A 23536-nucleotide genomic window follows, 5' to 3' on the forward strand; every position below is an offset into this window, starting at 1 on the left:
CGAAGCAGTCAGCATAGGCGGGTACGTCCTGCACACCAGATGATGCGTTGCCGTCCGTTCCCATGACGAGCCCATCGGTACGGCAAGGCGGTAGCAATACCGGCTCCGGTGCCTGACCCCGGCCCTCCGCACGCGGGCGGACACTGCAGCCATCTCGGCCCCACCCCTTCCTGGTAGCACGCTAGTGTCGCGAAACCTGGACTTCCTTCGACGTGATGAACTCGAGCAGCGCCGGTTGCCCATTCTCGGTCGCAGCGATTCCGCGCGCAATGGCCTCGCGGATCTGGCCTGGCTCCGTGATGCGCTCCCCGTACCCTCCGAAGGCCCGGGCCATGGCGGCGTAATCGCCGGAAATGTCGGTCGAACGATACTTCTCTGTCGAGACCGGCATGACCTTGAGTTCGATGGCCATCGAGAAGTTGTTCAGCAGGACTGAAAGAATCGGGATGCGTTCACGAACCGCGGTCTCAAAGTCCATACCCGTGAAACCAATTGCGGCGTCGCCCCAGACGTTGATGCACAGCTTTCCCGGGCAGGCCAGCTTGGCACCCATGGCAAGCCCGAGGCCGTAGCCCAGCTGCGTGGTCTTGCCCCAGCCGATGTACGAGAGCGGCGTGGCGGCCTTCCAGAATGGCGAAAGCTGATCGCGCGGACTGCCGGCGTCGTGGGTGATGACGACATTCGCCTTGTCGACCGACTGCTGGAGTTCCCACAGCACGCGGTACGGACTGAGCGGCGTGGCATCGCTGGTGAGCTTGGGCAGCCACTCCGCCATCCACGCTTCCGTGCTTTGCGAAATCTCTGCCTCAACCGCCGATGAATCGCGCGGCGGTTCATCCTCCAGCGCCGCAAGCAGAGCCTTCAGGGTCAAGTCGGCGTCGCCGACAAGACCGACTTTCGAACGAACATCCTTGTTCAAGTCGGACGGATCCAGCGTGGCGTGAATGACCGTCTTGCCTTTCGGCATGGACACACCAAAGGCGGTTTCCGTGAAACTGCACCCGATTCCGAAAATCACATCCGCCTGATCCAGGAAGGTCCGGACCGGCTTGGGCATCGATACACCGCCCGAACCCAGACTCAGCGGGTGGTCCTCGGGAAAGGCGCTCTTGCCGCCGAGACTGGTGCAAACGGGAATCGCCAGTTTCTCGGCCAACTCCCGCAGGCCGGGCCACGCCTTCGCATAGTGGATTCCCTGGCCCGCATAGATGACCGGGCGTGTCGCCGACCGAAGGAGGCTGGCAGCCTGGGCGACAGCCTCAGGGTCAGGCCCGTAGCGGGTTGCGTAGACCGGTTCGTAATCGAGCTCGTCGGGCAACTCCTCCTGCATAAGGTCGGCCGGAATCTCGACCACCGCCGGTCCGCCCCGACCGGTTCTCAACTTGGAAAACGCCCGCCGCAGCACGTTCCCGACTTCCGCCGGGGCCGTCACCGGCTCCGTCGACTTTGCGACCGGTCGCATGGCCTGCGTGGAATTGAAATTGGGGGAAATGTGAGCCAGTCGCCGTGCGTATCCCATCGGCAGCACCAGTATCGGCACCGATTCACCAAACGCCTGGGCCACCGCCCCGTACGCGTTCTCGGAGCCGGGCCCGTGCTGCATCGCAAACACACCGATCTTGGCCCCCGACGTGATGCGGGACATTGCATCAGCCATATGCAGGCCAATACGCTCCTGCCGCACGATGATCGGTCGAATGTTGGCCCGAGCCGCGTACTCCAGGACATGATTGACCGGATAGCCGAAAATGATCTCGACGTTCTCGCGCTTCAGGATTTCCGCCACCGATTCAACGACTTTCATGGATCTTCTCTCCTCGCACGGTCCTGAAACACGAAAGCACCGGCCAAACCGCCGGTGTCGGAGCGGCGAGCCATGAAGACAAGCGCGCCTGAATTGGACGCGACATGGTAGCTGATGTCCGGTCCCCGAGTCGTCGTCGTGGGTGCGGGTTTTCGCTGTCGGCGAGGGACCACCCACGACCCGGCCGGTGGCACGGTACCAGCCGTGCCAACTGTCATTTCCGGCTAGCAGCGCTTCGACGAGGCATCACCGCAATCCGAATGAACGCGGTTCGTGGCGTGCCCTCCCGCCACGGACCGCCTCTTGTCAAACCGTGTCGTCCGGCGCCCGGTGAATTAGACTCGCCCTCATCTTTCCTTTCGGTCGCCGCGCCTGCATCGAACCTCGCCGGTTAGCGCGCGGGCGCAATTGAGGCAGTCGCCCTGACATTCCGGGAACGCCATCCGCATGCCTAACGCCCGCCCGCTGCTCGATCCCGTCCCGGCGGAACTATGCAGTACGGTTAACAGCCGCTTTCGACTTCGCTGCTTGGGCGCGGAACGTCCCGAAGTGGTGGAACGACTTGGCTTGTCCGGACTGAAGTCCCTCACGGTCGAGGCAAGGACCGCCTCTGTATCCGGCAGCGAGGTCCGCCTCGAGGCTCTGGTCCGTGCCCGCTTGATCCGGACCTGTGTCGTGACACTCGAAGACTTCGAGGAAACGATCGTGCTCCCGTTCGAGACGACCTTCGACGAACGCACCGGTCATTCTGTCCCGGTTGAAGAACCAGCTGACCCGGAGAGCGACCTCCCTGAGCCGCTCGGTGCGGAGGGGCTGGAACTGGGGGAGCTCGCCATCCAGCATCTGTCCCTGGCTCTCGATCCTTATCCCCGTCACCCTGACGCTCCGCCACCCGGGCAGGCGGATTGGCTGGAAGGCGGCACGGAGTCCGAATTCGCTTCGCAGCTCGCCCGCCTTAAGGATCCGAGTGATCGTGCCTGAATCCCTGGCGCCGCCGACAGGTTCCGTGCTTGCGCAGAGGCGTCAATTGGGTTACCAAGTCCGCCCCCAAGTCTTGTTCGACTCTGATCAGGCAACCTCATGGCAGTTCCGCGTAAGAAAGTGACGCGTTCGCGGCGAGGGCATCGTCGCGCGCACCAGAGCTTGAAGCCGGTGAACGCCGTCGCATGTCCGCACTGCGGTTCCTACCGGCGCCCACACCATGTTTGCGGGTCGTGCGGGCATTATCGTGGTCGGGACTTCGTCGACGACACGCCCTCCGCCCGCGACTGAACCTTTCTTCATGAACCGACAACCGACTATCGCAGTGGATGCGATGGGAGGTGACCGCGCGCCGGAACTCGTAATCCGGGGGGCCGCGCTGGCGTGCGCACGCCATCCCGACGCCCGCATCCATCTCATGGGAGATCCGGACCGCATCAAACCGCTCCTGGATCGCCAGAAGACGCTGCGCAGCCGCTGTGACGTCGTCGCTGCAGGTGCGAGCGTGGAAGCCGGCGAGAGGCCGTCCCTCGCGCTCCGCAACAAGACCGACTCGAGCATGGCGCTCGCGATCGGCGCGGTGAAGGACGGGACGGCGGATGCCGCGGTTTCAGCAGGAAATACCGGCGCGTTGATGGCGTTCGCGATCAAGCTTCTCGAATGCCTTCCCGGAATCCATCGCCCGGCGATTGCGGCCACGATCCCAACGCGGCGCAGTGAGATCGTGCTGCTGGACATGGGCGCCAACGCCGAATGCGAGGACAGCCATCTAGTCCAGTTCGCGGTCATGGGGACCGCGTTTGCGCGCGTGGTACTCGGCCGCGTCGACCCGGAAGTCCGACTCCTCAACATCGGGCAGGAACGGGGCAAGGGACGCGCCGTCATCCGTCAGGCTGATGCGCACTTGCGGAACGGACCGCTCAGCGAGAACTACCAAGGATACATCGAGGGCGACGGCGTGGCGGCCGGTGAGGCGGACGTGGTGGTGACCGATGGTTTCACCGGCAACGTGATGCTGAAAACCGCAGAAGGCACGGCAAAGCTCTGCAGCCATTACCTGCGCACAGCACTCAGGAGTTCACTCGGCGGACTGATGGCAGGAATACTTGCGCGCCCCACGTTCCAGACCCTGCGCGAGAAGCTTGATCCCCGGAAACACAACGGCGCGATTCTGCTGGGCCTAAACGGCGTGACCGTCAAGAGCCATGGCGGCACCGATGCGCTGGGGTTCGCGCACTCTATCGACGTGGCGTACGATATGGTGCGTGGTGACGTTAATCAGCACATCCTTGCGGCCATCAAGGAGATTGGAGAAGCTGCACCGGCCTAGCGGAATTCGTGCTAGAGAGTAATTCAGTTACATCAGTATCAAGTCCACGTCCAATACCTGTCCTTGAATTCAATAAGTTTAACTTTTCCCATTGGGAACCCTGGCGCCGAATGTCTCGGTATTTAGCATTGACATTAGCATTAACTGATGGATAGATTAGACGTTGGGTTCGACGGGGGTGCGCATGCGCAAGGGAACATTGACCCGCGCTGGCCTGGCCCGGGAAATATTCGAACAGCTCGGGGTTTCCCAACAACTCGCCTCCACCCTCGTGGATCGGGTATTCGAAGAGATTGCTGAGCGTCTGGCCGATGGCGAAGTGGTCAGAATTCGCAACTTCGGCCGGTTTATCTTACACCGGAAGGGGATGCGGTTGGGACGAAACCCCAACACGCAAGTCGAGGCTGTCATCAAGCCTCGACGGGTAGTCAGTTTCCGATCCTCGAACAACTTGAAGCGACGAGTCAATTCCGCGCCGCGGCACAAGTGAGGTGTCAGGCGAATCCGACCCTCACACCGAGCCCGCGGGTCGGCCTGCAGGCGGCACCATGAAACCAGATCCGGCAAAGGCGGAACAACCGCCGAGTTCACCGGTATCCGAACCTGGACGGCTTGATTTCCGAAGTACAGCGCTTCGTGAAATCGGAGACGTGGCCACTGAACTCGACGTTCCGCAGCATGTGCTCCGCTACTGGGAAGACAAGTTTCCGGTCCTGAAGCCCCGGCGGGTCGGTGGCGGGCGTCGCCGCTACAGCCCCAAGGACGTGGCCCTCCTCAGGGGCATCAAGCGTCTCCTGCACGAGCGCCACCTCACTATCGACGGCGCGCAAAAGGCGTTGCGTGAGGAAGGGATTGACGCCGTACGGTACCCGGGGGCGGTCACCATGGATCCGGAACTCCGGAAACGATTGCGCAAGCTTCGTGAGGACCTGCTGGCGGCGCGCGCGGATCTCGCCGCCACCTAGCGAACCAGCAATTTCCTGCCCATGTCGACCACTTCCATCCGTCTCGGGGACGACGGACGCGTGACCCCAAGCGCGCAGGCTGGCCGGGCCGCCATGCGGTCCATCCACGCTTGCAGATGCTCGAGGTTCTCGACATCCGGGCTTCCCGACCAGTTGTAGCGGCGTATCCGCGGCCACGTCGCGATATCGGCGATCGAGTACGCGCTGCACAACCGTTCACGACCCCGAAGCCGTCGGTCCAGGACCCGGTACAGGCGGGCGGTTTCGTTCCGGTATTGCCCCACCGCTGCAGCGAGTCTCGGTCGAAATAGCGGTGAAACACGGTTACCTGCCCCTGCATCGGCCCGACGCCGCCCATCTGGAACATCAGCCACTGCAGTACCTCAGAGCGCCCCTTCACGTCCGACGGCATGAGCTTCCCCGTCTTCTCGGCCAGATAGATGAGGATCGCACCGGACTCGAAGACCGCCAGATCGCCGGCATCCCGATCGACGATGGCCGGAATGCGGCCGTCGGGACTGATCCTGAGGAACCAGTCCTCCCGCTGCTCGTTCGCGCAGATCCAAGGCGTGGAGGTCATAGGGAAGCCCCAGTTCCTCCAGCTCGATGCTCGCCTTGTAGCCGTTCGGCGTGGCTGCCGTATACAAGTCAATCGTGGGACTATCGGAGCCGGTGGTCGGAATTCTACGTCGATGTCGTGACGCCGCAGGTCATCAGCATGGGCTTGGCAGCATTGGCCAGCGCTTGTCGGACCATTTGAGCGCTTCGCTCAGTCTTCCCTGACTGCAGCGAGTTCGCGTGAGCGGGCAGCGGCGGCAGCCACGGCCTGTTCCACCCGTGACGCCCATTGCTGCTCGTCGTCCATCAGCACGCGAAGTGCGGCTGCCGTGGTACCGCCCGGACTCGTCACGTCGGCCCGGAGCTTGGCAGGGTCATCGTCGGTCGCGGCCATCAGCGCTGCCGCGCCGGCCACCGTCTCCCGAGCCAAGCTGCGCGCAAGACCCGACGGCAGCCCGGCCCGCTCGCCCGCCTTCGCCATCGCTTCGGTCAGGAGGAATACATAGGCCGGCCCGCTCCCCGAGAGCGCCGTGACCGCGTCCATCAACGTCTCATCCTCGATCCAGTGAACGGCGCCGACCGCGCCGAGCAGCCGACCGGCGCATTCCCGAATACCCGCGTCCACGTGGTCATTCGGAACTGCCACGCTCACCCCCTGCCCCACCGACGCCGGCAAGTTGGGCATCGCTCGCACGATCGGGACCGTATCACCGACACCGCGCGCAAGCGTCCGCAGGTCCTTTCCGGCGGCGATGGAAACAGCACAACTGGCGGTACAGTGCGCGCGGTAGGCAGGCAGGACCTGATCCAAGATCTGCGGTTTGACGGCAAACACCACGGCGTCGCCGGACCATGCCGCCGGTACGACAGGGCTCACGGGTACCCCGTGCGCAGACTCCGCTTGGCTGCGACGGTCTTCGTCGGGCTCGACAACCGTGATTGCGGCGGGGTCCGTGATCGACTGTCCCAGCCAGCCACGAAGCATGGCCGAGCCCATGCGGCCGGACCCGACGAGCAGGACCCGAAGTGCCTCCGCAGGCAAGGTCAAGGTTTGACCGGCGCGCCAGGAATCACGACGAGGACTCTCCCGCCTTCCTGGTCGTGCTGCGTCGTCTGGTCGTCCGTTTTCGCCCGCCGGTTTCAAGCCCTGCGATTCGCTCGGCCAATCGTTCGCTTTCCAGGCGTGCGTTCTCGGCTAGCTCGCGAACCGCGTCGAACTCCTCGCGAGGCACCAATCCCAGCCGGTCGAGCAGCCGGTCCCGCGCGGGCAGTCCGCGGCAGGCCGCTTCCCTGCCGATCTGACGACAAGTCCGCACAGCCCCCCTGGTGAGCCGAAACAGGTCGGATGCAATCCGCCGGGACGTGGCCATCGACGTGTCTCTCCCCGAAGTGTGCCGCTAGTATACGGATCAGCATTGATCTTCCATCTACGCTGCGCCCGACAAGACTTCCCGACATGCCGTTCCCCGACATCGATCCGGTGGCCTTTGCCATCGGTCCGCTGACCGTCCGCTGGTACGCCCTCGCGTACATCGCCGGCATCCTTCTCGGATGGCGCCTCCTGTCGCAATCCATTCATAGGTTTCCTGCCAATGCGACGCCGAAGGATGTCGCTGACTTCGTCCTCTGGACGATCCTCGGGATCATCGTGGGCGGCCGCCTCGGATACCTGCTGTTTTACGGTCACGAGATCCTCGCCGGTGATCCCGCTGCCGCTTTCGCTATCTGGGAGGGAGGCATGTCCTTCCACGGAGGCCTCGCCGGAAGTGCGGGCGCAGCCTGGCTCTTCTGTCGCATCCGTGGCCTCGGGTTCGCTTCATTCTGCGACGCGATTGCCTGCGTCATCCCAATAGGCCTTTTCTTCGGGCGGGTCGCCAATTTTGTGAACGGAGAACTGTGGGGCCGGCCCACCGAGCTCCCGTGGGGCGTTGTGTTTCCGGGGGCAGGCTCCGATCCCCGCCATCCGAGCCAGCTATACGAAGCCGCCCTGGAAGGGGTTGTCCTGTTCCTCGTGCTCCGTTTCCTGGCTACGCGAACGCCGATGGTCCACCGCCCCGGCGCCCTGGCCGGCGTATTCCTCGCAGGCTATGCGTGCTCTCGCATCCTCGTGGAATTCGTTCGAGAACCGGATGCCCACCTGGGTTATTTGGCAGGTCCGCTGACGATGGGCATGGTGCTGTCGATCCCGGTCCTGGTCATCGGCGCGACCGTGTGGGCGCGGGCCTATCGCCGGCCCGGACCGTGACCCTGCGGGACGTCCTGATCCGCCGGATCCGCCGCGACGGCGCGCTGACGATTGCCGACTTCATGACCACGGTCCTGCTGCATCCGGAGCTGGGCTACTACGCCCGCCGCACTCCGATCGGCGAAGCGGGTGATTACACGACCGCACCGGAAATCCACCAGATGTTCGGCGAGATGATCGCGGGCTGGCTGATCGACTACTGGCACCGTTCCGGAAGCCCCGAACCGCTTCTCCTCGTCGAGCTCGGCCCCGGCAGGGGTACGCTCGTGCAGGACATCCTGCGGACCGCCGACACCGTGGCGCCCTCGTTCGCCCGTGCCGCCAGCATCTGGTTCGTGGAGACCTCACCCAGACTGCGTGGCGCGCAGGCCGCTGCCGTTCCTGATGCTCGTTTTGCCATCGAACTCGCCTCGGTTCCGCAGGCGTTCTCACTGGTCGTGGCCAATGAGTTCTTCGACGCACTGCCCATTCATCAGTACGTCAAAACCGGCACGCACTGGCGCGAACGGACGGTCACCTGGGACGAATCAGGAGCCCGTTTCATCTTCGCGCTTGCCCCTCGCCGCTCGCCCATCACGAGTCGGCTGCCGGAGTCAGCGGGCGAAGGCGAGGTCGTGGAGATTTCGCCCGTCGCCCAAGCGGTCGTTGCCGATCTTGCCGCCCGTGCCGTAAGCGACGGCGGCGCCAGCCTGATTGTCGACTACGCGCGCGATTGGGAGGAGCCATTCGGAACCCTGCAGGCGGTCCGGTCGCACCGGCGGGTGGACCCGCTGGACGACCCCGGCTCGGCGGACCTGTCCTCCCGGGTGGATTTCCAGGCGCTGGCGGCTACGGCGCGCACGGGCGGTGCCTGCGTGCATGGTCCTCGGAAGCAGGGCGAGTTCCTTGAAGCCATCGGCATCCGGCAGCGCGCGCAACGGCTGGCTGCAATGCAGGCCGTGGCAAGCGCCGGCATCGAGACCGCCCTTCACCGTCTTGTTCACCCTGAGGGCATGGGGTCCCGCTTCCACGCCATGTCGGTGGCCTGCCCGAACGGCCCGAACCCGGCGGGGTTCGCATAGTGAAGCGAGTAGAGGCGCTCCAGTCCCCGGCGTTCAAGGACTGCCCGGTGCGGCACGGTTTCCTGACCCGCCGCGGCGGTGTATCCGACGGCCCGTTCCGGTCCCTCAACTGTGGGTTCGGATCCAATGACGTGCGTGCACGGGTTTCCGAGAATCGCCGCCGGGCGGTTGCCGCCGCGGGCCTGGGAAACGCACCCCTGGTAACCCCTTATCAAGTCCACGGCACCCGCGTCATCATCGCCGGGCCCGAGCCGACGCCCGCGCAACGGGCGGACGCAGTCGTGACGACGGAGCCGGGGGTCGCGGTCGGCATCCTGACTGCGGATTGTGCTCCGGTCCTGTTCGCCGATCCGGTCGCCGGCGTGGTTGGCGCCGCCCATGCCGGATGGAAGGGTGCGCTGGCCGGCGTACTGCCGGCAGCCGTCGATCGGATGGAACGGCTTGGCGCCAAGCGCGAGCGCGTGGTCGCCGCGATCGGGCCGGCAATCGCCCAAGCCAGCTACGAGGTGGATCCTCCGTTCGCCGAGCCCTTCCTGCGAGACGACCCGGCCGGCGAGTCGCTGTTTCGACGAGCAGGCGCGAAGCTTCTGTTCGACCTGCCTGGATACGCGGTCCGTTGCCTGGAAAAAGCAGGGATTGGCATCGTCGATGTCCTCGACCGCGACACCGCCGGCGAACCGGACAGCTTCTTCAGTTACCGCCGGAACTTCCGGGCCGGGGAACCGCGCTACGGGCGATTGCTCTCACTCATCGGCATCGCAGCCTAGCGAGGTCGGCTGCGGTCCGGGCGCGACGCGACGCGGCGCTGTACCGCCGCTTCAAGGGCGGGGGATTTCCTGGAGGTACGTGGTCATGCGCCGCGGGCAACCGGGGAAGCCGGCACGATCATCCTGACCGCGCCATTGCGGATGGTTAGCGGAGACTCGCGTAGTAGTGTGACAGCGCGAGAATTTCGTCATCGGTCAGGTCGCCCATGACGAAGCCTTTCCCGCGGGCAGCCGGGCTGGTACGGCCGCCGTCCCGGTAGGCGGTGCTCGCCGCAACGAGGTAGTCGACGCTCTGGCCGGCGAGACGGGGTGCGCCGATCCCGCCCTCGCCCGAGCGGCGGTGGCACGAACTGCATGATGCGCGGGCCTTCCTGCTGCCAGCCTTTGCAAGATCGCTGTCGACCGGGCGCTCGCTCGCGATCCAGGGTTGCTCGGAAAACCAGGCAGCAAGCATGTCGAGGGTTGCATCGTCGAGCCCCTGGGCCGCCTGCTGCATCTCCTCATGCAGGCGCTCACCCGAGCGATAGTCCGCCATTGCCGCCAGGACGTGCTTCTTGCGAAGCCCCGCGACGAGTGGCGTGACGGCGTCGGCAGCAAGCCCGTCGGCTGCATGACAGGCGAGACACGGCGCCACCCCCTCCGGAGCCTCGGCCGCGTGCACCGGCAATACGAAGACGAAAAACGTCAACGCGATCAGAGGGATACGCAGGGGCTTCGACATGATCGTCAGCATCATTCGAACATAGCGCATGCGCGACAGCCGCGGAACCGACCTCAGTTCGCCGGACGCTTGGCCTTGGAGAAAAGCCGAAAGAAGTTGTCAGTCGTGGCCTCGGCCAGACGCGACGGATCGATTTGCCGCAGCTCCGCGATCGCCGCCGCCGTGCGCGCGACAAACGCGGGTTCGCACCGCTTGCCTCGGTGCGGCACGGGTGCCAGAAACGGTGCGTCCGTTTCCACGAGCAATCGATCAAGCGGGACGTCGCGGGCCGCGGCGTGCACGTTCTCCGCCTTCTTGAAGGTCACGATGCCGGAAATGGAGATCAGGAATCCGATGTCCAATGCGGCGCGCGCCAACTCCGGGCCGGCCGTAAAGCAGTGAATGAGTCCGGGAAACGGACCCGCCTCGTACTCCTCCCTGAGCACCGCCACGATGTCGTCGTCCGCATCGCGGGCGTGCACGATCAACGGCAGCCCGGTCCTGCGGCTGGCCTCGATGTGGTTCCTGAAGCTCTCCTGCTGCCGCTCGCGCGGACTGTGCTCGTAGTAGTAGTCAAGGCCGGTCTCCCCCACCCCGATCACGTCCGGGTGGTCCGACAACGCCACGATTCGATCCGGCGACACGTCTTCCTCGGTCGCGGCCTCGTGCGGATGCAGACCTACCGAGCACCAGATGTCGGGATCCCGGGACGCCACGTCGAGGATGGCATCCACCGTTGCCAGACGGGTCGAAATGGTCTGGAGTGTTCGCACCCCCGCCGCTCGCGCGCGCTCCAGCATGGCCGGAAAGTCGTCCGCGAAGGCAGGGAAATCAAGATGGCAGTGGCTGTCAACCAGCATCGGCTTCGACCTTGGACGCTAGGCGCGGAAAGACGGGACTTGGCGGGGCCAGCGGCGTCCCCGGGGCGGGGCCACGGCCGGCGTCCCCGAACTGGCGCTGATCGGCCGGTACGCCGAGCTGATCCAGGATTGCCGCTGCGCCGGTCGGCACGAACGGCTGCGAAAAGATGGCGACTCGCCGGAGGACCTCCAGCAACACGCTCAGCACGGTCCGGCACCGATCGAGATCCGTGCGGGCAAGGACCCACGGCGCCGCATGATCGATGTAGGCATTCGCCGCCCGGATCACGTCCCACAGCGCTCGCAGGGCGGCATGCATTTGCTGCGTTTCCATCAATGATCGCAGTTCAGCCCCGAGACCCGCAGCCGCCTGCAGCAGGGTGTCGTCCTCCGGCGTCGCCGCGCCGCGCTCCGGGACGGCGGCCTCGCAGTTGCGCTGCACCAGCGTCAGGACCCGTTGCACCAGATTTCCGAAGTCGTTCGCAAGGTCTGCATTCGCGCGGTGTATCATCGCCGCCCTGGAATAATCGCCGTCATTCCCGAAGGGTACCTCGCGAAGCAGGAAGTAGCGGACCTGATCCAACCCGTACTCCTTCACGAGTTCGAACGGGTCGACCACGTTGCCGACCGATTTCGACATCTTCTGACCTTCCACGGTCCACCACCCGTGCGCGAACACTCGTCTCGGCGGGGCGACTCCGGCAGCCAGCAGCATGGCCGGCCAGTAGACGGCATGAAAACGGACGATGTCCTTTCCGACGACGTGGACATCGGCAGGCCAGAACTGGTTGTACGTGTCCGAATCCTCGTCCGGGAAGCCGGCCGAAGTCAGGTAGTTGGTGAGCGCATCCACCCACACGTAAATGACGTGATCGGGATCGTCGGGAACCGGCACGCCCCAGCGAAAGCTGGTCCGGGATACCGAAAGGTCGTCAAGACCGCCTTCCACGAAGCGCACGACCTCGTTCCGGCGGGATTCGGGCCCAATGAAATCGGGGTGCTCCGCGTACCACCGAAGCAGCGGTTCCTGCCAGCGCGAAAGGCGAAAGAAGTAGCTCGATTCGGCAACCCACTCGACCGGCGCCCCGCTTGCCGCCCGGAACGAACCGTCCGGCTGGCGAATCAGCTCGCTCTCCGCGAGATAGGCCTCGTCCCGAACCGAGTACCAGCCTTCGTACTTGCCCGCGTAGATCTCATCGCGCTGGACCAGCCGGCGCCAGATCTCCTGAACCGACCGGTAGTGACGCTCTTCGGTCGTCCGGATGAAATCGTTCGGCGTAGCCCCCACGGCCTCGACGAGAGACCGGAAGCGCTCGGACACCCGATCCGTAAACGCGCCGGGATCCAGCCCCGCGGCTACCGCGGATTTCGCCACCTTCTGGCCGTGCTCGTCGGTCCCGGTCGTGAACCGGACGTCCCGTCCGTCCAAGCGCATGAACCGGGCCAGCGCGTCGCATGCCACCGTGGTGTACGCGTGCCCCAGATGCGGCACGTCGTTCACGTAGTAAATCGGGGTTGTCAGGTAAAAGCGCGACGGCTTCGGCGAGGCGTCCACAGTGTTCCCCCGCTCAAGCGCCGCGCGCCAGACGGCGGCTGGCGAACAACACGTCCAGTACGGCTTGCTTGCGGTCAAGGTGCGCGTGTATCGCGGTGTCCGCAATCCGCCCGACATCGTTCCACAAGGACAGCACCCCCGCAAGGCCTGCCGCCGTGCTGTAGCTGCGCTGCACTTCTCCCTCTCCGTCCACGATGTCGTCCCCGACCGCTTCGTCACCCGCAACGATGCGGATTGCGGCGCGGTACACCCAGATCTTGAACATGGCGGTGAACGTCGGGAACCGTTCCGAGCCCGGCCGTCGGGCAAAGCGATCGCTGAACGCATGCGCGGCCGGAACGTCGAGTGCGGGCAATGTGCGGCAAAATCCCGTGATCTCGCCGAACAGGGTCAACGCCTCGGCTTCGGCGAACGTCAGGGCGAGTCCGGGCGCACCGTTGGCGAGATGCGCCAAGCCTGACCGCTGGGCGGCATCCTGATCGGGCAGCAGCCGCTCCAGCACCTCGTTGCATTCGTCGTGCGCCAGGCCCGCGAAAGGGAGCCAGCGGCACCGGGAGCGGATCGTCGCCGGAACCGATCGCACCCGATGGGCAATCAGGAACAGCAGCGCCCGCGGCGGCGGCTCCTCGACGATCTTGAGCAAGGCGTTGACGCCGTGGAGGTTCAGGTCGTCGAGTGCGTCCACGATGGCCACGCGCCAGCCCGCTTCCGCTGAGGTGAGACCGAAGAAATGACGCAGCTCGCGAACGGTCTCGACCGGGATCGTCCGTGTCCCGCCGGCGTCCCCGGCCCGCTCGATCGCGAGCAGATCCCCGTGACTCCCCGCCCACACCCGCCGCTTGACGGGATGATCGGTCGCTTCGATCGGCGCCAGCGACCGGTCTTCGCCCCGTCCGGCCAGCACCTGGATCGCCGCCTGATAGGAGAACGTCGCCTTGCCGACACCCCTCGGCCCGACGAGCAGCCATGCGTGTGGAACCCGACCGCCGGCCCACGATGCGCGGAAGGCTTCCCGGGCCCGGTCGTGGCCAACCAGTTCCGGGGCGCGGCGGGGGTGCAGCGGATCCACCGCGTAGCCGGGCTCAGCGTTCGCCATCATCCACGTCCAGCCGCTCGGCGATCACCGACCAGATCTGTGCCGCGACCTCGTCCTGGGGTTCGGTGGTGTCCACGACGACGCAGCGATCCGGCACTACCGACGCATGGTCGAGAAACCCTTCGCGTATCCGTTGCCGCAGCTCCCGGTCGGTCTCCTCGTACCGGGTCCGCAGTCCTCCGCCTTCCAGGCTGCGCCCCTCGATCCGGGCATTGGCCGTGTCCACGTCAACATCGCAGACCACGGTGAGATCCGGCATCAGCTCGCCCACCGAGTATTGCGTCACCATTTGCAGGAACCTGTTGGAGACTTCACGCCCGGCGCCCTGATACGCAAACATCGAGTCAACGAACCGGTCCGACACTACCCACGATCCGCGTCTAAGGGCGGGCTTGATCACGCGTCGACAATGATCGGTCCGCGCAGCCGACAGCAGGAACGTTTCGGTGATGGCGTCCCAGCTTTCGAGGACCCCTCTGTTAAGGAGCGCGCGAATCGCCTCGGCCCCTTCGCTTCCACCCGGTTCGCGTGTCCGGACGACCGGGATTCCGCACGATTCGAGACGGTCCGCAACGAGACGTGCGTGGACCGTCTTCCCGCTGCCATCAATTCCCTCGAAGCTGATGAAAGCAGCGCGCCGGGCAGCGGAGCGGACTATGGAGGGCCCCAGATCAGGAACCCGGCGGCCCGGACCATCCGCATGAAGAGGCCCACCTCAGGAACGGGGGTAGCCGCCACCAGCGGGTACTCCGTAGGCGCCTGCATTGGATTGCTGACTACCAGGGAGGCGACCTGGGTCCCGGCCGCGATCGGCGCAGTTACCGGGCCCTCATACCGGATAAAGAACTCGGTGTCGTTGCGCCCGGACCCCCTCGGCAAGGTCGCCGCCAGCCTCGTTGCCGACGCCACCGGGACTTCCAGGTCCCGGCCGCCGGCCACGGACACCGCACCAATGACCTCGCCGGCATCCGCCAAGTGGACCGCCTCGGTCTGCGCAAACGCCAGCTCCAACAGGCGTGTCGCCTCAGACACGCGCTGTCGCGGCGAGTTCATGCCGTTCAGCACCAGCACCAGGCGCCGACCATTTCGAAGCGCAGAAGCGGTGAGGCCGTATCCGGCTGCCTTCGTGTAGCCGGTCTTCATTCCCTCCGCCCCCATGTTCCGGTACAGCAGCGGATTGCGGTTCTGCTGCTTGATACCGCCGTAGGTGTACTCGGTCTCTGAAAACAGGGGGAAGTATTCCGGGAAGTGGTCGACAATCAGAATGGTCAGGAGGGCGAGGTCGCGGGGTGACATCACGTGGTTCGGGTCCGGCCAGCCCGTGGAATTGGTGAAATGGCTGTTCTGCAGGCCAAGTTCGCGCGCACGGTGATTCATCAGGCTCGCGAAACCGCTCTCGGTCCCGCCGATCCCCTCCGCCAGGACAATGCTCGCGTCGTTCCCCGACTGGACGATCACGCCGCGCAGCAGGTCGATGACCGGCACCATCGTGTCGACTTCCACGAACATCTTGGACCCGCCCTTTTGCCAGGCCTCCCGGCTCACGGGCAGTTCGGTGTCCATCGAGAGGCGGCCGTCCTTGAGTGCCTCGAACGTCATGTACACGGTCATCAGCTTGCTCATCGACGCCGGCGGCATTGGCTGATCGGCCCCCTTCGCCAGCAGGACCGTGCCCGTCTCGGCGTCGATCAGGTATCCCTGCGGTGCGCTTGTCGTGAACTCGACCGCGCCGGCGGGAGCTGGCAGAGCCCACGCGAAGACGGCAACAACTCCAGCGAGCGTCACAAGCCGACCGCGACCAGTACGCGAGTGAGGATTCATGTAGCACCCCGAGGACTGATGCATGACAGCAGCGCATCAGTGTACCACGCGGATACCCCATATCCGGTAGTCATCATTCGGCGAACGCACAAGCAGGGCGGCCACGTCTGCTTGCCGTCGTCCCGGACCTGACCTATCGTGCGAACTCATGGGCGAAGCTGCATCCACCGTTCCCGTAGCTCGCCGCCATCTCCTTGGAATTGAGGAGATGAGCCGCACCGAGATCGTCCACCTCATTGATCGGGCAGACCTCATCGCGGATTGCCTAGCCCGGGACAATCGTCCGCCCGACCCGCTGCCCGGCCACCTGCTGATCAGCCTGTTCTTCGAGAATTCGACCCGCACCCGGGCGTCGTTCCAGATTGCAGGTCAGCATCTCGGCTTCAGCGTCGTGGACATGTCGCTCGCGACCAGTTCGACCGGCAAGGGGGAGACCCTGCTGGACACGGCGATGACGCTCAACGCCATGCGCCCCGACGTGCTCGTCGTGCGCCACGCTATGAGCGGGGTGCCCCATCTCCTTAGTCACAAGGTCAACTGCGCGGTGATCAACGCCGGTGACGGGAACCACGAGCACCCCACCCAAGCCCTGACCGACGCCCTGACGATCCGGCGGCGCAAGGGCACTCTCGAGGGGCTAACCGTCGCCATCTGCGGCGACATCATGCACAGCCGGGTGGCGCGCTCGAACATGCGCCTGCTCACCATCATGGGATCGACGGTCCGCGTCGTGGCCCCGGCGACGCTCATGCCTCCCGGCATCGAAGCGTTCGGCGCCCTGCCGTTCGAATCGATGGCCGAGGGGCTGGAAGGGGCCGACGTCGTCATGATGCTCCGCTTGCAGCTCGAACGCATGCACGGCTCGCTCGTCCCGTCCACCCGCGAATACTTCCGGTTTTTCGGCCTGGATTCGGACAAGTTGCGCGCGGCCAAGGACGATGCCGTGATCATGCACCCCGGCCCGATCAATCGCGGGACCGAACTCGACAGCGTGCTGGCGGATGACATCGGCCGTTCGCTCATTCTTGAGCAGGTGGCGCACGGAGTCGCGGTACGAATCGCCGTGCTCGAAGCGCTGGTCCAGAACGCGGCAGCGGGAGTCCCCGGCTGATGGTCGGCAAGCGCTTCCGCGCCCCACCGCGGCGAACGGCCTATACCGGGGGCCGTCTCGTGGATCCGGCGTCAGGGCTGGACGCACAGGGCGGGCTGCTCACCGAAGGCAAGCAGATCATCGATGTCGGACCCGGGTTGTTCACCGACGGCGCACCCGAGGATGCGGTCCACGTCGACTGCACGGGCCTCGTGCTGGCGCCGGGCCTGATCGATACGCGCGCCCATCTCCGGGAGCCCGGCGCCGAGCACAAGGAAACCCTGTTCACGGCCAGCCGTTCGGCGGCGGTCGGCGGCATTACCAGCATCCTGTGTACGCCGGATACCGACCCGGTCATCGACGGCGTAGCCGAGGTGGAGTTCATCAGCCGGCGGGCGCGCGAGACCAGCCTCGTCAAGGTTTTTGCGATGGCGGCCATCACGGTCGGCAGTCGTGGCGAGGCACTGACCGAGATGGGCCTGCTGGCCGAGAACGGCGTGCCCGCGTTCACCGATGCCAATCGTGCTGTCGAGAACGCCAGCCTGATGTTCCGGGCGCTCAAGTATGCGCGCTCGCTCGACCTGCTGCTCGTTCAGCACCCGGAACACCCTGCCCTAGCGGGAAACGGCACCATGAACGCGGGCGTTCTCGCCACGCGGCTTGGCCTGCCCAGCCGTCCGCCTATCGCGGAAATGATCCTGATCGAGCGTGATCTGAGGCTGGCCGAAGCGGCGGGGTCGCGCATTCACTTCCCGCTTCTCTCGACCCGTGGCGCGGTGGAAGCGGTCGCGGCCGCCAAAGCACGGGGCGTGGCGGTCACGGCCGGAACGGCGCCGCACTACTTCGCGCTTACCCAGAACGAGGTTGAGGGCTGGCGAACCTTCGCCAAGGTGTCGCCACCGCTGCGCTCCGAAGCCGACCGGTCCGCCGTCGCCGAGGCCGTCGTGAACGGCGTGATCGATGTCATCGCGAGCGACCACTCGCCCCACCATGAGGACAGCAAGCGTCAGCCATTCGAGCAGGCCGACTTTGGAATGGCCGCGCTGGAGACCGTGCTGCCGTTGGCTCTGGAATTCGTGCATTCGGGTCAGCTGCCGCTGATCGAGCTGCTCCGGCGGGTCACCTGGAGCCCCGCCTCCATCTTCGGCGTCCCGGGCGGGCGCCTGGCTCCCGGCGAGCCCGCCGACCTCGTCCTCCTGGACCTTGATTACGCCTGGGTCCTGGACGCCAAGGAATTTCGAAGCAAGTCCCAGAACGCGCCATATACCGCGCATCCGGTTCGCGGCCGGGCGATCCGAACGGTTGTCGACGGACGCACGGTCTTCGGCGAAGGACCATGATCCCGGACCTAGTGCTGGGCACGGGACAGATCGTGTACTGGGCGACCGTACTGGTCCCGGCCTACCTGCTTGGCTCGATACCGTTCGGTCTGATCCTGGGCCGGCTGGCGGGCGTCGGTGATGTACGGCGGCGCGGGTCGGGCAACATCGGCGCCACCAACGTGCTCCGTACCGGACGGCGCGGCCTGGCCCTCGCGACGCTCGTCCTGGACGCCGCGAAAGGAACGCTGGCCGTCGTACTGGCCTTGCGGTTCGGGCCCGAACCCGCAGGCTGGGCGGCGCTTGCCGCCGTCAGTGGACACATGTTTCCCGTGTGGCTTGGCTTTCGCGGCGGCAAGGGAGTTGCCACCACGTTTGGCGCGCTGCTGGCCTTGACGTGGCCGGTAGCGCTCGTGTCAGGAGTCGGATGGGTCGCGCTTGTGGCGATCTTCCGGAGGTCCTCCGTCGGGGCGCTCGGCGCGCTGGTCGTTGGCGCTCCCCTCCTTCTTTGGGGCCTGCTGGAACTGCAGCGGGCTGGTCACCTGCCGATCGGACTTCCCGGCGATCCTGCGCACTTGCCCTCCCTGATCTTGATCGCACTGCTCATTACCTTCCGCCATCATGCCAACGTGCGTCGATTGCTAAAGGGTACGGAGCCGGAGATCGACCTCGGTCGCGGAACCCACGACGAACCAGGACCCAGATGAGGGACTCCGCGGGCAAACGGTGCCCCGCGCACTCGCGCCGATGGAGACGGGTAGCCGGTGCACCGCCCCAGCCCACCCGGACCGACGCATTGACGACGCTCTATGGGCGGGGCCCGGATGAGTCCGAGATTCCCGTGAAGTCTCCGACTTCGCGGCTTGCCGGCCAGCGGAATCGGGGTTGAAACGCGGGCAGATTCCGGAGTCGGAGAGCCAGCGGCCTAAATCGGCTTGGCGCTTGAACAGTCGCCCTACCGCGATCAGTCCAACATGCTTACGGATGCCGCCGAGTGATCTACGAACGCGCGAACTCCTGCAGCGGACCGATGTCGTGATTGTCCGCGGCCCGAAGGGCGGCGATGTATCTCGTCCGCATTTCGCTGATGTCGGTCAGATGCTGTCTGCCCCATGTAAACGGCTCCTGGCCGAGCCGGGCTGCCACCAAATCTCCCATCAGGCGCGTCGTTCGGCCATTGCCATTGGGAAACGGATGGATCGCGACCAGCCGGTGATGCAGCCGCACTGCAATCTCGTCGGGCGGGAATGTTTCGTGTTCAGTCCAGTAACGAGCGTCGTCGAACGCCATTCTTAGTTCGACGGGGATCCGTACCGGCTCGATACCGATGTTCCGCTCGGTCATGCGAAACTCGCCGGCCCAGGCCCAGACGTCACCGAACAGGCGCTTGTGAAGCTGCCGAAGGAATTTCTCCTCAAGCAGGTCGCGTCGGCGAACGCGCCAAGCCCATACTGTGCCCGCCGCGACGTTCGTTTGCTCCGCCTCGTTCAGATCTCGCCGATAGGTGATCCAGCTCTGGAGAAGACCTTCGCGCTCTCGCGGCTCAAGAGGGGTGGTATGCGCTGGCTCATCGAAGAGATCGTTCAAGCATCCTCCCAGAGATCACGTTCTCGAAGGTGTTGGCGAATATAGTTTTCGAGTTGTCCTTCGCGTTCTTCCGGAGACAGGCCTTGGGCTTCAAGATCCATCGAATGCGCGATCCGGACGAGTTCTTTGCGTGCGATCTCGCGGGCGTTTCGTTGAACCAGTTCTTCCAGCGAAGACTTCGGAATGAGGGCGTACACGGCCACGCAGTCCAGCGCCTCTGCCACCCTGCGGAGCGTCGTGAGCTGGATGGTTCCAGCGGCCTCCGATTTCTCGATGTCTGCGACGCTTTGGGCTTTCACGCCCATGCGTCGGCCAAGTTGAGCGCCGGACATGCCCAAAGCATCGCGTATCGCCCTGATCCAGCCTTTCGGTGGAGGTTGGTAGCGGGACTCCGGCTTCATGGACGAAAAGCGTTGATCCAAGCGTTGGCGCGCAATGGCTCTTGTGCCGGTTTTCATAACGTCAAGGCCTGTTTGTTATCGGCAAGCAATCAGGCTATAGCCTGTCAGTTCGTGATTGTCAATAAGGCCAAGGCCTGACTATCGGTCGTGGTGCGAGCCTGCAGGTCATACTCTGAGTCGGGTTTCTGACGTTGGTGTCGAACAACGGTCTCGTCTACGCAGGACACGGCCACCGTGGCTGGTGTTGCCAAGCTACTCGAGAAAACTGAACCTCTAGCCATACCGACCAAACGCAACGACCCACGATTTGGGCAGCTTGCGGACGGTAGGTTCGAAGACCACGACCGAAAAAACAGGAGCAATCGCGATTTCGAACACCGCGAGCGCGGCCCTGAATGTTCTCATCGCGCGGGTCCGATAAGGCAGCCCTGCCGGGCCCATCACACTTACCGCTCGAATCCCTGTCAAAAATGAATTTCACGATATTGTAAGACAACGGATTTTGGGTTATCAAACACCTCGATAAGACTTGTAAGTTCTCACCTCTGATGTTGGGTTCGTGCGCGGACGTACGTTCGTGTTCTGCCACGATTTGCCGATTCGAGACAAATCCTTCTGGGCCTCAAGCCTGCGACTCGGAAGCATCACTGCCGTGCAACGCATCGATCTCTGCGGCGGTGCTGGCAGCCATGTCCGTCACTGTGGTCGCCAGTACCTCGAAGTCGTCGGCCCCGCAGCATTGCGCGAGCACGGCCTTGGCCCGGGTGCCGAGCGCATCGATCTCGGCATTGGCACCCGCAACAAGGCGGACAGCCCCCTGCAGATTTCGCCACAGGTTGGCAGCCTCGGCCAACCGCTTCGCGGCTCCGTCGGCGATCCATCCGTGCGTGGCAGCAGTTTCGAAGACCGAAGCCGCGGTGGTGGCTGTGTCCGCGGGCATGTCTCGGAAGTGGAGCAATTGCAGCCATCGGGCGACGCGCTCCACATCGCCGAGGCCGCCCCGGCCACCGTCGATCGCTGACAGACTGGCTTCTCCGGCGTCCGTAGCTGGCTCGGCGAGCTCCGTGATCAGCTCTTCGCGTCCCCGGGAGCCGGACAGCGCCTCGCTCCGTGCTTCGGCGAACCGCCGCTCCAAGCCGGAACCGGGAGACTCGTAGACGCATCGCGCCCGGATCAGGTCGCGGAGCTCGTCGGTCGTGGCCCCCTCTCGGAAATGTCCCACGAAGCCGGCCAGCGACCACACGTCGCACCTGTTCCGGGCGGCCGGGATCGGCCCAAACAGCAGGCTGTCGACCGACAAGCCGTCTGTCGCCTCCAGAATCCGGCGACACAGCGAGTCGTAGTGATCCTGCTGTCCGCCCTCGTGCACGAACAAGAGATGGAGTTCCGCGCCAGGCGCGGCCTCCCTGCTCGCCAGGTCGTCCAAGACGACGGCTGCGAACCCGCCCCCGTCGCCCGGACCGTGCTGCTCGGCAAATTCATCCTGGACGGCCGCCAGCACGGCAGTCACAGCGGCATCCGCGACGTGCGAGTGGGCCGTTGCGGCTTCGATCGGCGACAGATTCCCGCGCAGGGTGTGAACGCCGATTTGAAATGCCTTGTCGTTTGCCCAGTTCCGAACCACTTCCGCGGCATCGCCGGCATCCTGGAACGGCGCCTCGGCGATTTGCGCGCGCATTTCCGGTACCCCGAACTCGCGCGTCCAGTAGATCCGGGTCAGGCCACGTCGGGCGATGGCTTCGCTTTCCGGGTCCGGTCCGAAGCCCGTGGGAAGATCGAGATCGGTGAACTCCCTGTCCTGGAGCGTGTCGAGCAACTCGGGATGGCGTTCGATCCGCCGTGCGAGCCGAGGCGCCGCGCCGAAGATCTCGACGATCGCGTCAAACGCTTCCGGACGCGCAGCGGAAACCGGGCTGTCGTAGGCGCTCCAGTCGTCAATTTCCGGATAGAAATGCGCGCGCCAGCGATCGACCAGAGGGTCCATGGTCTCGAACCAGCGCCGAGGACGCACCGCCAGATTGAACATCTTGGCGTAACTGCCAGGCAGCTGCGGCGATTCGTCTCCACCGTGATGCTGGAGCAGCGAGTAATGGCGGCTGGCCACGGCATGGTGATCCGGATGCCGCTGCATGTTGTAGAACATCCAGTTGCTGAAACGCCAATTGGCGCTCCAGGAATGGCGAGGCCGTACACGCTCGAACCGACCGGTCGAAAGCCGGATGCGACGCAGTCCGTAGTGCTGGATGTAGTTGCTGATCTTCATCGACAGAACCACGCCGAGGCAGAGGATGGCGAAGATCAGGATGGCCCAGGGACCGCCCATCCAGTAGATCAGCGCGTACCAGGCCGCAGTTTCGCCACCGTATCGCCAGAACGGGTTCGTGTAGTGCCAAACCGGCAGTCCGCGTCGCGCCAACCGCTCGCGAGCCACTCGCCATGCGCCGGTGATATTGCTGGCCAGCTCGCGCGGAAAGTAGTGCCAGAGACTCTGACCCTTCGGGGCCGAGCCGAGGTCGAGCGGCGTGCCCACCAGGGCGTGATGGATGTAGATGTGCTCGGTCGCGTAGTGCGGATACGAGGCCGAGGCGAGCAGGAACTCCCCAAGGCGTCGCTCCCACACGGTGCGCCGATGGACCAACTCGTGGCCGACGATGAACACCGCCTGTGCTTCCACGGCCAAGATGACCGCCATCGACACCGCTTCCCACGCGGCCAAGTGGTCGGCCAGGAGGATTTGCCAGAGACCAAACACGAGGGTCACGGGCCAAAGAAACGCCCACAACCAGACCGGCAAATTGTGCCAGAGCAACCGCCGCTCAGACGCCCTCGCCGGATCCATGTTCCGTTCGTCCACGCCCAGTGCGATGTCCAACGGACCCGCCAGCATGAAAAACACGAAACATGCGCCAATCCACCAGCCACCGAAGACGGCGGCATTGAATATCAGCGGAAAGATCGCCAACGGCAGAAGATGCGGAAGCGCATTCCACAATGACGGCACGACCGCGCCTCCTGGGGCCGGAGTCGCCTCGGTTGGCATACCCGGCTCGACAACGCTCTCAGCCATGGTGACCTCCTGCCTCAGTCCTTCGCGCCTGTCCCGACCTCCGCATTTTCGCGCAACAGGGCGGCGCTGGTAAAGCCAGTGGGATGGCGGCCCCGGACGGTACCCGCCGGTCAAGTCCAGATATAGCGCCGTGCCGACAGGCGGACCTAAACCGGCGGCCGGCGCCCGGCAGTCGATGGAATCCGGTAATCATCGGGAGAACGCTTCGGGGAGGCCGTGTCGAGCTACGGCGCCCGGCCTCGATGTAGATGAGGAATGCTCTCCGTGTCCGGCAGGGCCCGATGCGGAGTGCAAGCCGCGTGCGTTGTCCGTGTCGGTCCGAGTGACTG

General features: G+C 64.9%; 24 protein-coding genes and 1 pseudogene. 10 read left to right on the forward strand and 15 right to left on the reverse strand.

Going from position 1 to position 23536, the window contains the following annotated elements; translation table 11 throughout:
• Window positions 1-181: 181 nt before the first annotated feature.
• Window positions 182-1981, reverse strand: a complete 1800-nt coding sequence (locus tag OXH60_10150; GenBank protein ID MDE0712480.1) for a thiamine pyrophosphate-requiring protein — start codon at window positions 1979-1981, stop codon at window positions 182-184.
• A gap of 270 nt (window positions 1982-2251) precedes the next feature.
• Here OXH60_10150 and OXH60_10155 point away from each other — a divergent pair, with 270 nt between their 5' ends.
• From OXH60_10155 to OXH60_10170, 4 genes are all read left to right on the forward strand, one after another.
• On the forward strand, window positions 2252-2785 hold the full coding sequence (locus tag OXH60_10155; GenBank protein ID MDE0712481.1) for a hypothetical protein: 534 nt from the start codon (window positions 2252-2254) through the stop codon (window positions 2783-2785).
• Between the two features lie 99 nt (window positions 2786-2884).
• Window positions 2885-3076: a 50S ribosomal protein L32 gene (gene rpmF / locus OXH60_10160; GenBank protein MDE0712482.1), complete on the forward strand. Its 192-nt coding sequence runs from the start codon at window positions 2885-2887 to the stop codon at window positions 3074-3076.
• Window positions 3077-3086: 10 nt separating this feature from the next.
• Window positions 3087-4115 carry a phosphate acyltransferase PlsX gene (gene plsX, locus OXH60_10165; GenBank protein MDE0712483.1) on the forward strand — a complete coding sequence of 343 codons (1029 nt, stop codon included), beginning with the start codon at window positions 3087-3089 and terminating at the stop codon, window positions 4113-4115.
• Window positions 4116-4663: 548 nt separating this feature from the next.
• On the forward strand, window positions 4664-5080 hold the full coding sequence (locus OXH60_10170) for a MerR family transcriptional regulator (protein ID MDE0712484.1): 417 nt from the start codon (window positions 4664-4666) through the stop codon (window positions 5078-5080).
• Here the strand turns inward: OXH60_10170 and OXH60_10175 are convergent.
• The 4 genes and pseudogenes from OXH60_10175 to OXH60_10190 form a co-directional block, all read right to left on the reverse strand.
• Window positions 5077-5454 carry a glutathione binding-like protein gene (locus OXH60_10175; GenBank protein MDE0712485.1) on the reverse strand — a complete coding sequence of 126 codons (378 nt, stop codon included), beginning with the start codon at window positions 5452-5454 and terminating at the stop codon, window positions 5077-5079. The genes OXH60_10170 and OXH60_10175 overlap by 4 nt on opposite strands.
• A 104-nt stretch (window positions 5455-5558) precedes the next feature.
• Window positions 5559-5660: pseudogene (locus tag OXH60_10180) on the reverse strand (hypothetical protein).
• Window positions 5661-5849: 189 nt separating this feature from the next.
• Entirely contained in the window at window positions 5850-6686 is an 837-nt protein-coding gene (proC, locus tag OXH60_10185; GenBank protein MDE0712486.1) for a pyrroline-5-carboxylate reductase, read from the reverse strand.
• A 22-nt stretch (window positions 6687-6708) separates the two neighbouring features.
• On the reverse strand, window positions 6709-7008 hold the full coding sequence (locus OXH60_10190) for an accessory factor UbiK family protein (protein MDE0712487.1): 300 nt from the start codon (window positions 7006-7008) through the stop codon (window positions 6709-6711).
• An 86-nt stretch (window positions 7009-7094) separates the two neighbouring features.
• Here OXH60_10190 and lgt point away from each other — a divergent pair, with 86 nt between their 5' ends.
• From lgt to pgeF, 3 genes are read left to right on the forward strand one after another with little or no spacing between them, the layout of a single operon-like run.
• Complete coding sequence (gene lgt / locus OXH60_10195) at window positions 7095-7883, forward strand: prolipoprotein diacylglyceryl transferase (GenBank protein ID MDE0712488.1); 789 nt, start codon at window positions 7095-7097, stop codon at window positions 7881-7883.
• A complete protein-coding gene (locus OXH60_10200) occupies window positions 7880-8944 on the forward strand; it encodes an SAM-dependent methyltransferase (GenBank protein MDE0712489.1) in 1065 nt (354 codons plus the stop codon). Before lgt ends, OXH60_10200 begins: the two co-directional genes overlap by 4 nt.
• Window positions 8944-9711, forward strand: a complete 768-nt coding sequence (gene pgeF, locus OXH60_10205; protein ID MDE0712490.1) for a peptidoglycan editing factor PgeF — start codon at window positions 8944-8946, stop codon at window positions 9709-9711. The genes OXH60_10200 and pgeF overlap by 1 nt, the downstream gene beginning before the upstream one ends.
• 145 nt (window positions 9712-9856) lie before the next feature.
• Here pgeF and OXH60_10210 read toward each other — a convergent pair whose 3' ends face one another.
• The 6 genes from OXH60_10210 to OXH60_10235 are packed head-to-tail and all read right to left on the reverse strand — an operon-like array spanning window position 9857 to window position 15743.
• The gene (locus OXH60_10210) at window positions 9857-10462 is read right to left on the reverse strand and encodes a c-type cytochrome (GenBank protein MDE0712491.1); all 606 of its coding nucleotides are present in this window, start codon (window positions 10460-10462) and stop codon (window positions 9857-9859) included.
• A 23-nt stretch (window positions 10463-10485) separates the two neighbouring features.
• Window positions 10486-11271 (reverse strand): TatD family hydrolase, encoded by a 786-nt coding sequence (locus OXH60_10215; GenBank protein MDE0712492.1) that lies wholly within the window; start codon window positions 11269-11271, stop codon window positions 10486-10488.
• A complete protein-coding gene (gene metG / locus OXH60_10220; GenBank protein ID MDE0712493.1) occupies window positions 11261-12826 on the reverse strand; it encodes a methionine--tRNA ligase in 1566 nt (521 codons plus the stop codon). The genes OXH60_10215 and metG overlap by 11 nt, the downstream gene beginning before the upstream one ends.
• A 13-nt stretch (window positions 12827-12839) precedes the next feature.
• Complete coding sequence (locus OXH60_10225; GenBank protein ID MDE0712494.1) at window positions 12840-13922, reverse strand: DNA polymerase III subunit delta'; 1083 nt, start codon at window positions 13920-13922, stop codon at window positions 12840-12842.
• Complete coding sequence (gene tmk, locus OXH60_10230; GenBank protein MDE0712495.1) at window positions 13909-14547, reverse strand: dTMP kinase; 639 nt, start codon at window positions 14545-14547, stop codon at window positions 13909-13911. The genes OXH60_10225 and tmk overlap by 14 nt, the downstream gene beginning before the upstream one ends.
• 29 nt (window positions 14548-14576) lie before the next feature.
• Window positions 14577-15743, reverse strand: coding sequence for a D-alanyl-D-alanine carboxypeptidase (locus tag OXH60_10235; GenBank protein ID MDE0712496.1), 1167 nt, complete (start codon window positions 15741-15743; stop codon window positions 14577-14579).
• A gap of 148 nt (window positions 15744-15891) precedes the next feature.
• Between OXH60_10235 and OXH60_10240 the strand changes: the two genes are divergently transcribed.
• The 3 genes from OXH60_10240 to plsY are packed head-to-tail and all read left to right on the forward strand — an operon-like array spanning window position 15892 to window position 18859.
• Window positions 15892-16854, forward strand: a complete 963-nt coding sequence (locus tag OXH60_10240; protein MDE0712497.1) for an aspartate carbamoyltransferase catalytic subunit — start codon at window positions 15892-15894, stop codon at window positions 16852-16854.
• Complete coding sequence (pyrC, locus tag OXH60_10245; protein MDE0712498.1) at window positions 16854-18173, forward strand: dihydroorotase; 1320 nt, start codon at window positions 16854-16856, stop codon at window positions 18171-18173. The genes OXH60_10240 and pyrC overlap by 1 nt, the downstream gene beginning before the upstream one ends.
• Window positions 18170-18859, forward strand: a complete 690-nt coding sequence (gene plsY, locus OXH60_10250; GenBank protein MDE0712499.1) for a glycerol-3-phosphate 1-O-acyltransferase PlsY — start codon at window positions 18170-18172, stop codon at window positions 18857-18859. The genes pyrC and plsY overlap by 4 nt, the downstream gene beginning before the upstream one ends.
• Window positions 18860-19151: 292 nt before the next feature.
• Here plsY and OXH60_10255 read toward each other — a convergent pair whose 3' ends face one another.
• The 4 genes from OXH60_10255 to OXH60_10270 all read right to left on the reverse strand — a co-directional run bounded on the left by OXH60_10255 (window position 19152) and on the right by OXH60_10270 (window position 23207).
• Window positions 19152-19739, reverse strand: a complete 588-nt coding sequence (locus OXH60_10255; GenBank protein MDE0712500.1) for a mobile mystery protein B — start codon at window positions 19737-19739, stop codon at window positions 19152-19154.
• Window positions 19736-20197 carry a mobile mystery protein A gene (locus OXH60_10260; protein MDE0712501.1) on the reverse strand — a complete coding sequence of 154 codons (462 nt, stop codon included), beginning with the start codon at window positions 20195-20197 and terminating at the stop codon, window positions 19736-19738. Before OXH60_10260 ends, OXH60_10255 begins: the two co-directional genes overlap by 4 nt.
• 216 nt (window positions 20198-20413) lie before the next feature.
• Window positions 20414-20545 carry a hypothetical protein gene (locus OXH60_10265; GenBank protein MDE0712502.1) on the reverse strand — a complete coding sequence of 44 codons (132 nt, stop codon included), beginning with the start codon at window positions 20543-20545 and terminating at the stop codon, window positions 20414-20416.
• 217 nt (window positions 20546-20762) lie between these two features.
• The gene (locus OXH60_10270; GenBank protein MDE0712503.1) at window positions 20763-23207 is read right to left on the reverse strand and encodes a fatty acid desaturase; all 2445 of its coding nucleotides are present in this window, start codon (window positions 23205-23207) and stop codon (window positions 20763-20765) included.
• Window positions 23208-23536: the final 329 nt, after the last annotated feature.

Source organism: Rhodospirillales bacterium (assembly GCA_028824295.1).
Lineage (GTDB): Bacteria > Pseudomonadota > Alphaproteobacteria > TMED109 > TMED109 > VXPW01.

What these genes read in the sequence shown, in the direction of transcription:
- rpmF (MDE0712482.1), top strand. Translation starts at nt 2,885, where the DNA reads ATGGCAGTTCCGCGTAAGAAAGTGACGCGTTCGCGGCGAGGGCATCGT.
- OXH60_10170 (MDE0712484.1), top strand. Translation starts at nt 4,664, where the DNA reads ATGAAACCAGATCCGGCAAAGGCGGAACAACCGCCGAGTTCACCGGTA.
- OXH60_10270 (MDE0712503.1), bottom strand. Translation starts at nt 23,207, where the DNA reads ATGGCTGAGAGCGTTGTCGAGCCGGGTATGCCAACCGAGGCGACTCCG.
- OXH60_10225 (MDE0712494.1), bottom strand. Translation starts at nt 13,922, where the DNA reads ATGGCGAACGCTGAGCCCGGCTACGCGGTGGATCCGCTGCACCCCCGC.
- OXH60_10215 (MDE0712492.1), bottom strand. Translation starts at nt 11,271, where the DNA reads ATGCTGGTTGACAGCCACTGCCATCTTGATTTCCCTGCCTTCGCGGAC.
- OXH60_10190 (MDE0712487.1), bottom strand. Translation starts at nt 7,008, where the DNA reads ATGGCCACGTCCCGGCGGATTGCATCCGACCTGTTTCGGCTCACCAGG.
- OXH60_10155 (MDE0712481.1), top strand. Translation starts at nt 2,252, where the DNA reads ATGCCTAACGCCCGCCCGCTGCTCGATCCCGTCCCGGCGGAACTATGC.
- OXH60_10235 (MDE0712496.1), bottom strand. Translation starts at nt 15,743, where the DNA reads ATGAATCCTCACTCGCGTACTGGTCGCGGTCGGCTTGTGACGCTCGCT.
- OXH60_10240 (MDE0712497.1), top strand. Translation starts at nt 15,892, where the DNA reads ATGGGCGAAGCTGCATCCACCGTTCCCGTAGCTCGCCGCCATCTCCTT.
- plsX (MDE0712483.1), top strand. Translation starts at nt 3,087, where the DNA reads ATGAACCGACAACCGACTATCGCAGTGGATGCGATGGGAGGTGACCGC.
- OXH60_10265 (MDE0712502.1), bottom strand. Translation starts at nt 20,545, where the DNA reads ATGAGAACATTCAGGGCCGCGCTCGCGGTGTTCGAAATCGCGATTGCT.
- pyrC (MDE0712498.1), top strand. Translation starts at nt 16,854, where the DNA reads ATGGTCGGCAAGCGCTTCCGCGCCCCACCGCGGCGAACGGCCTATACC.
- plsY (MDE0712499.1), top strand. Translation starts at nt 18,170, where the DNA reads ATGATCCCGGACCTAGTGCTGGGCACGGGACAGATCGTGTACTGGGCG.
- OXH60_10210 (MDE0712491.1), bottom strand. Translation starts at nt 10,462, where the DNA reads ATGCGCTATGTTCGAATGATGCTGACGATCATGTCGAAGCCCCTGCGT.
- lgt (MDE0712488.1), top strand. Translation starts at nt 7,095, where the DNA reads ATGCCGTTCCCCGACATCGATCCGGTGGCCTTTGCCATCGGTCCGCTG.
- OXH60_10260 (MDE0712501.1), bottom strand. Translation starts at nt 20,197, where the DNA reads ATGAAAACCGGCACAAGAGCCATTGCGCGCCAACGCTTGGATCAACGC.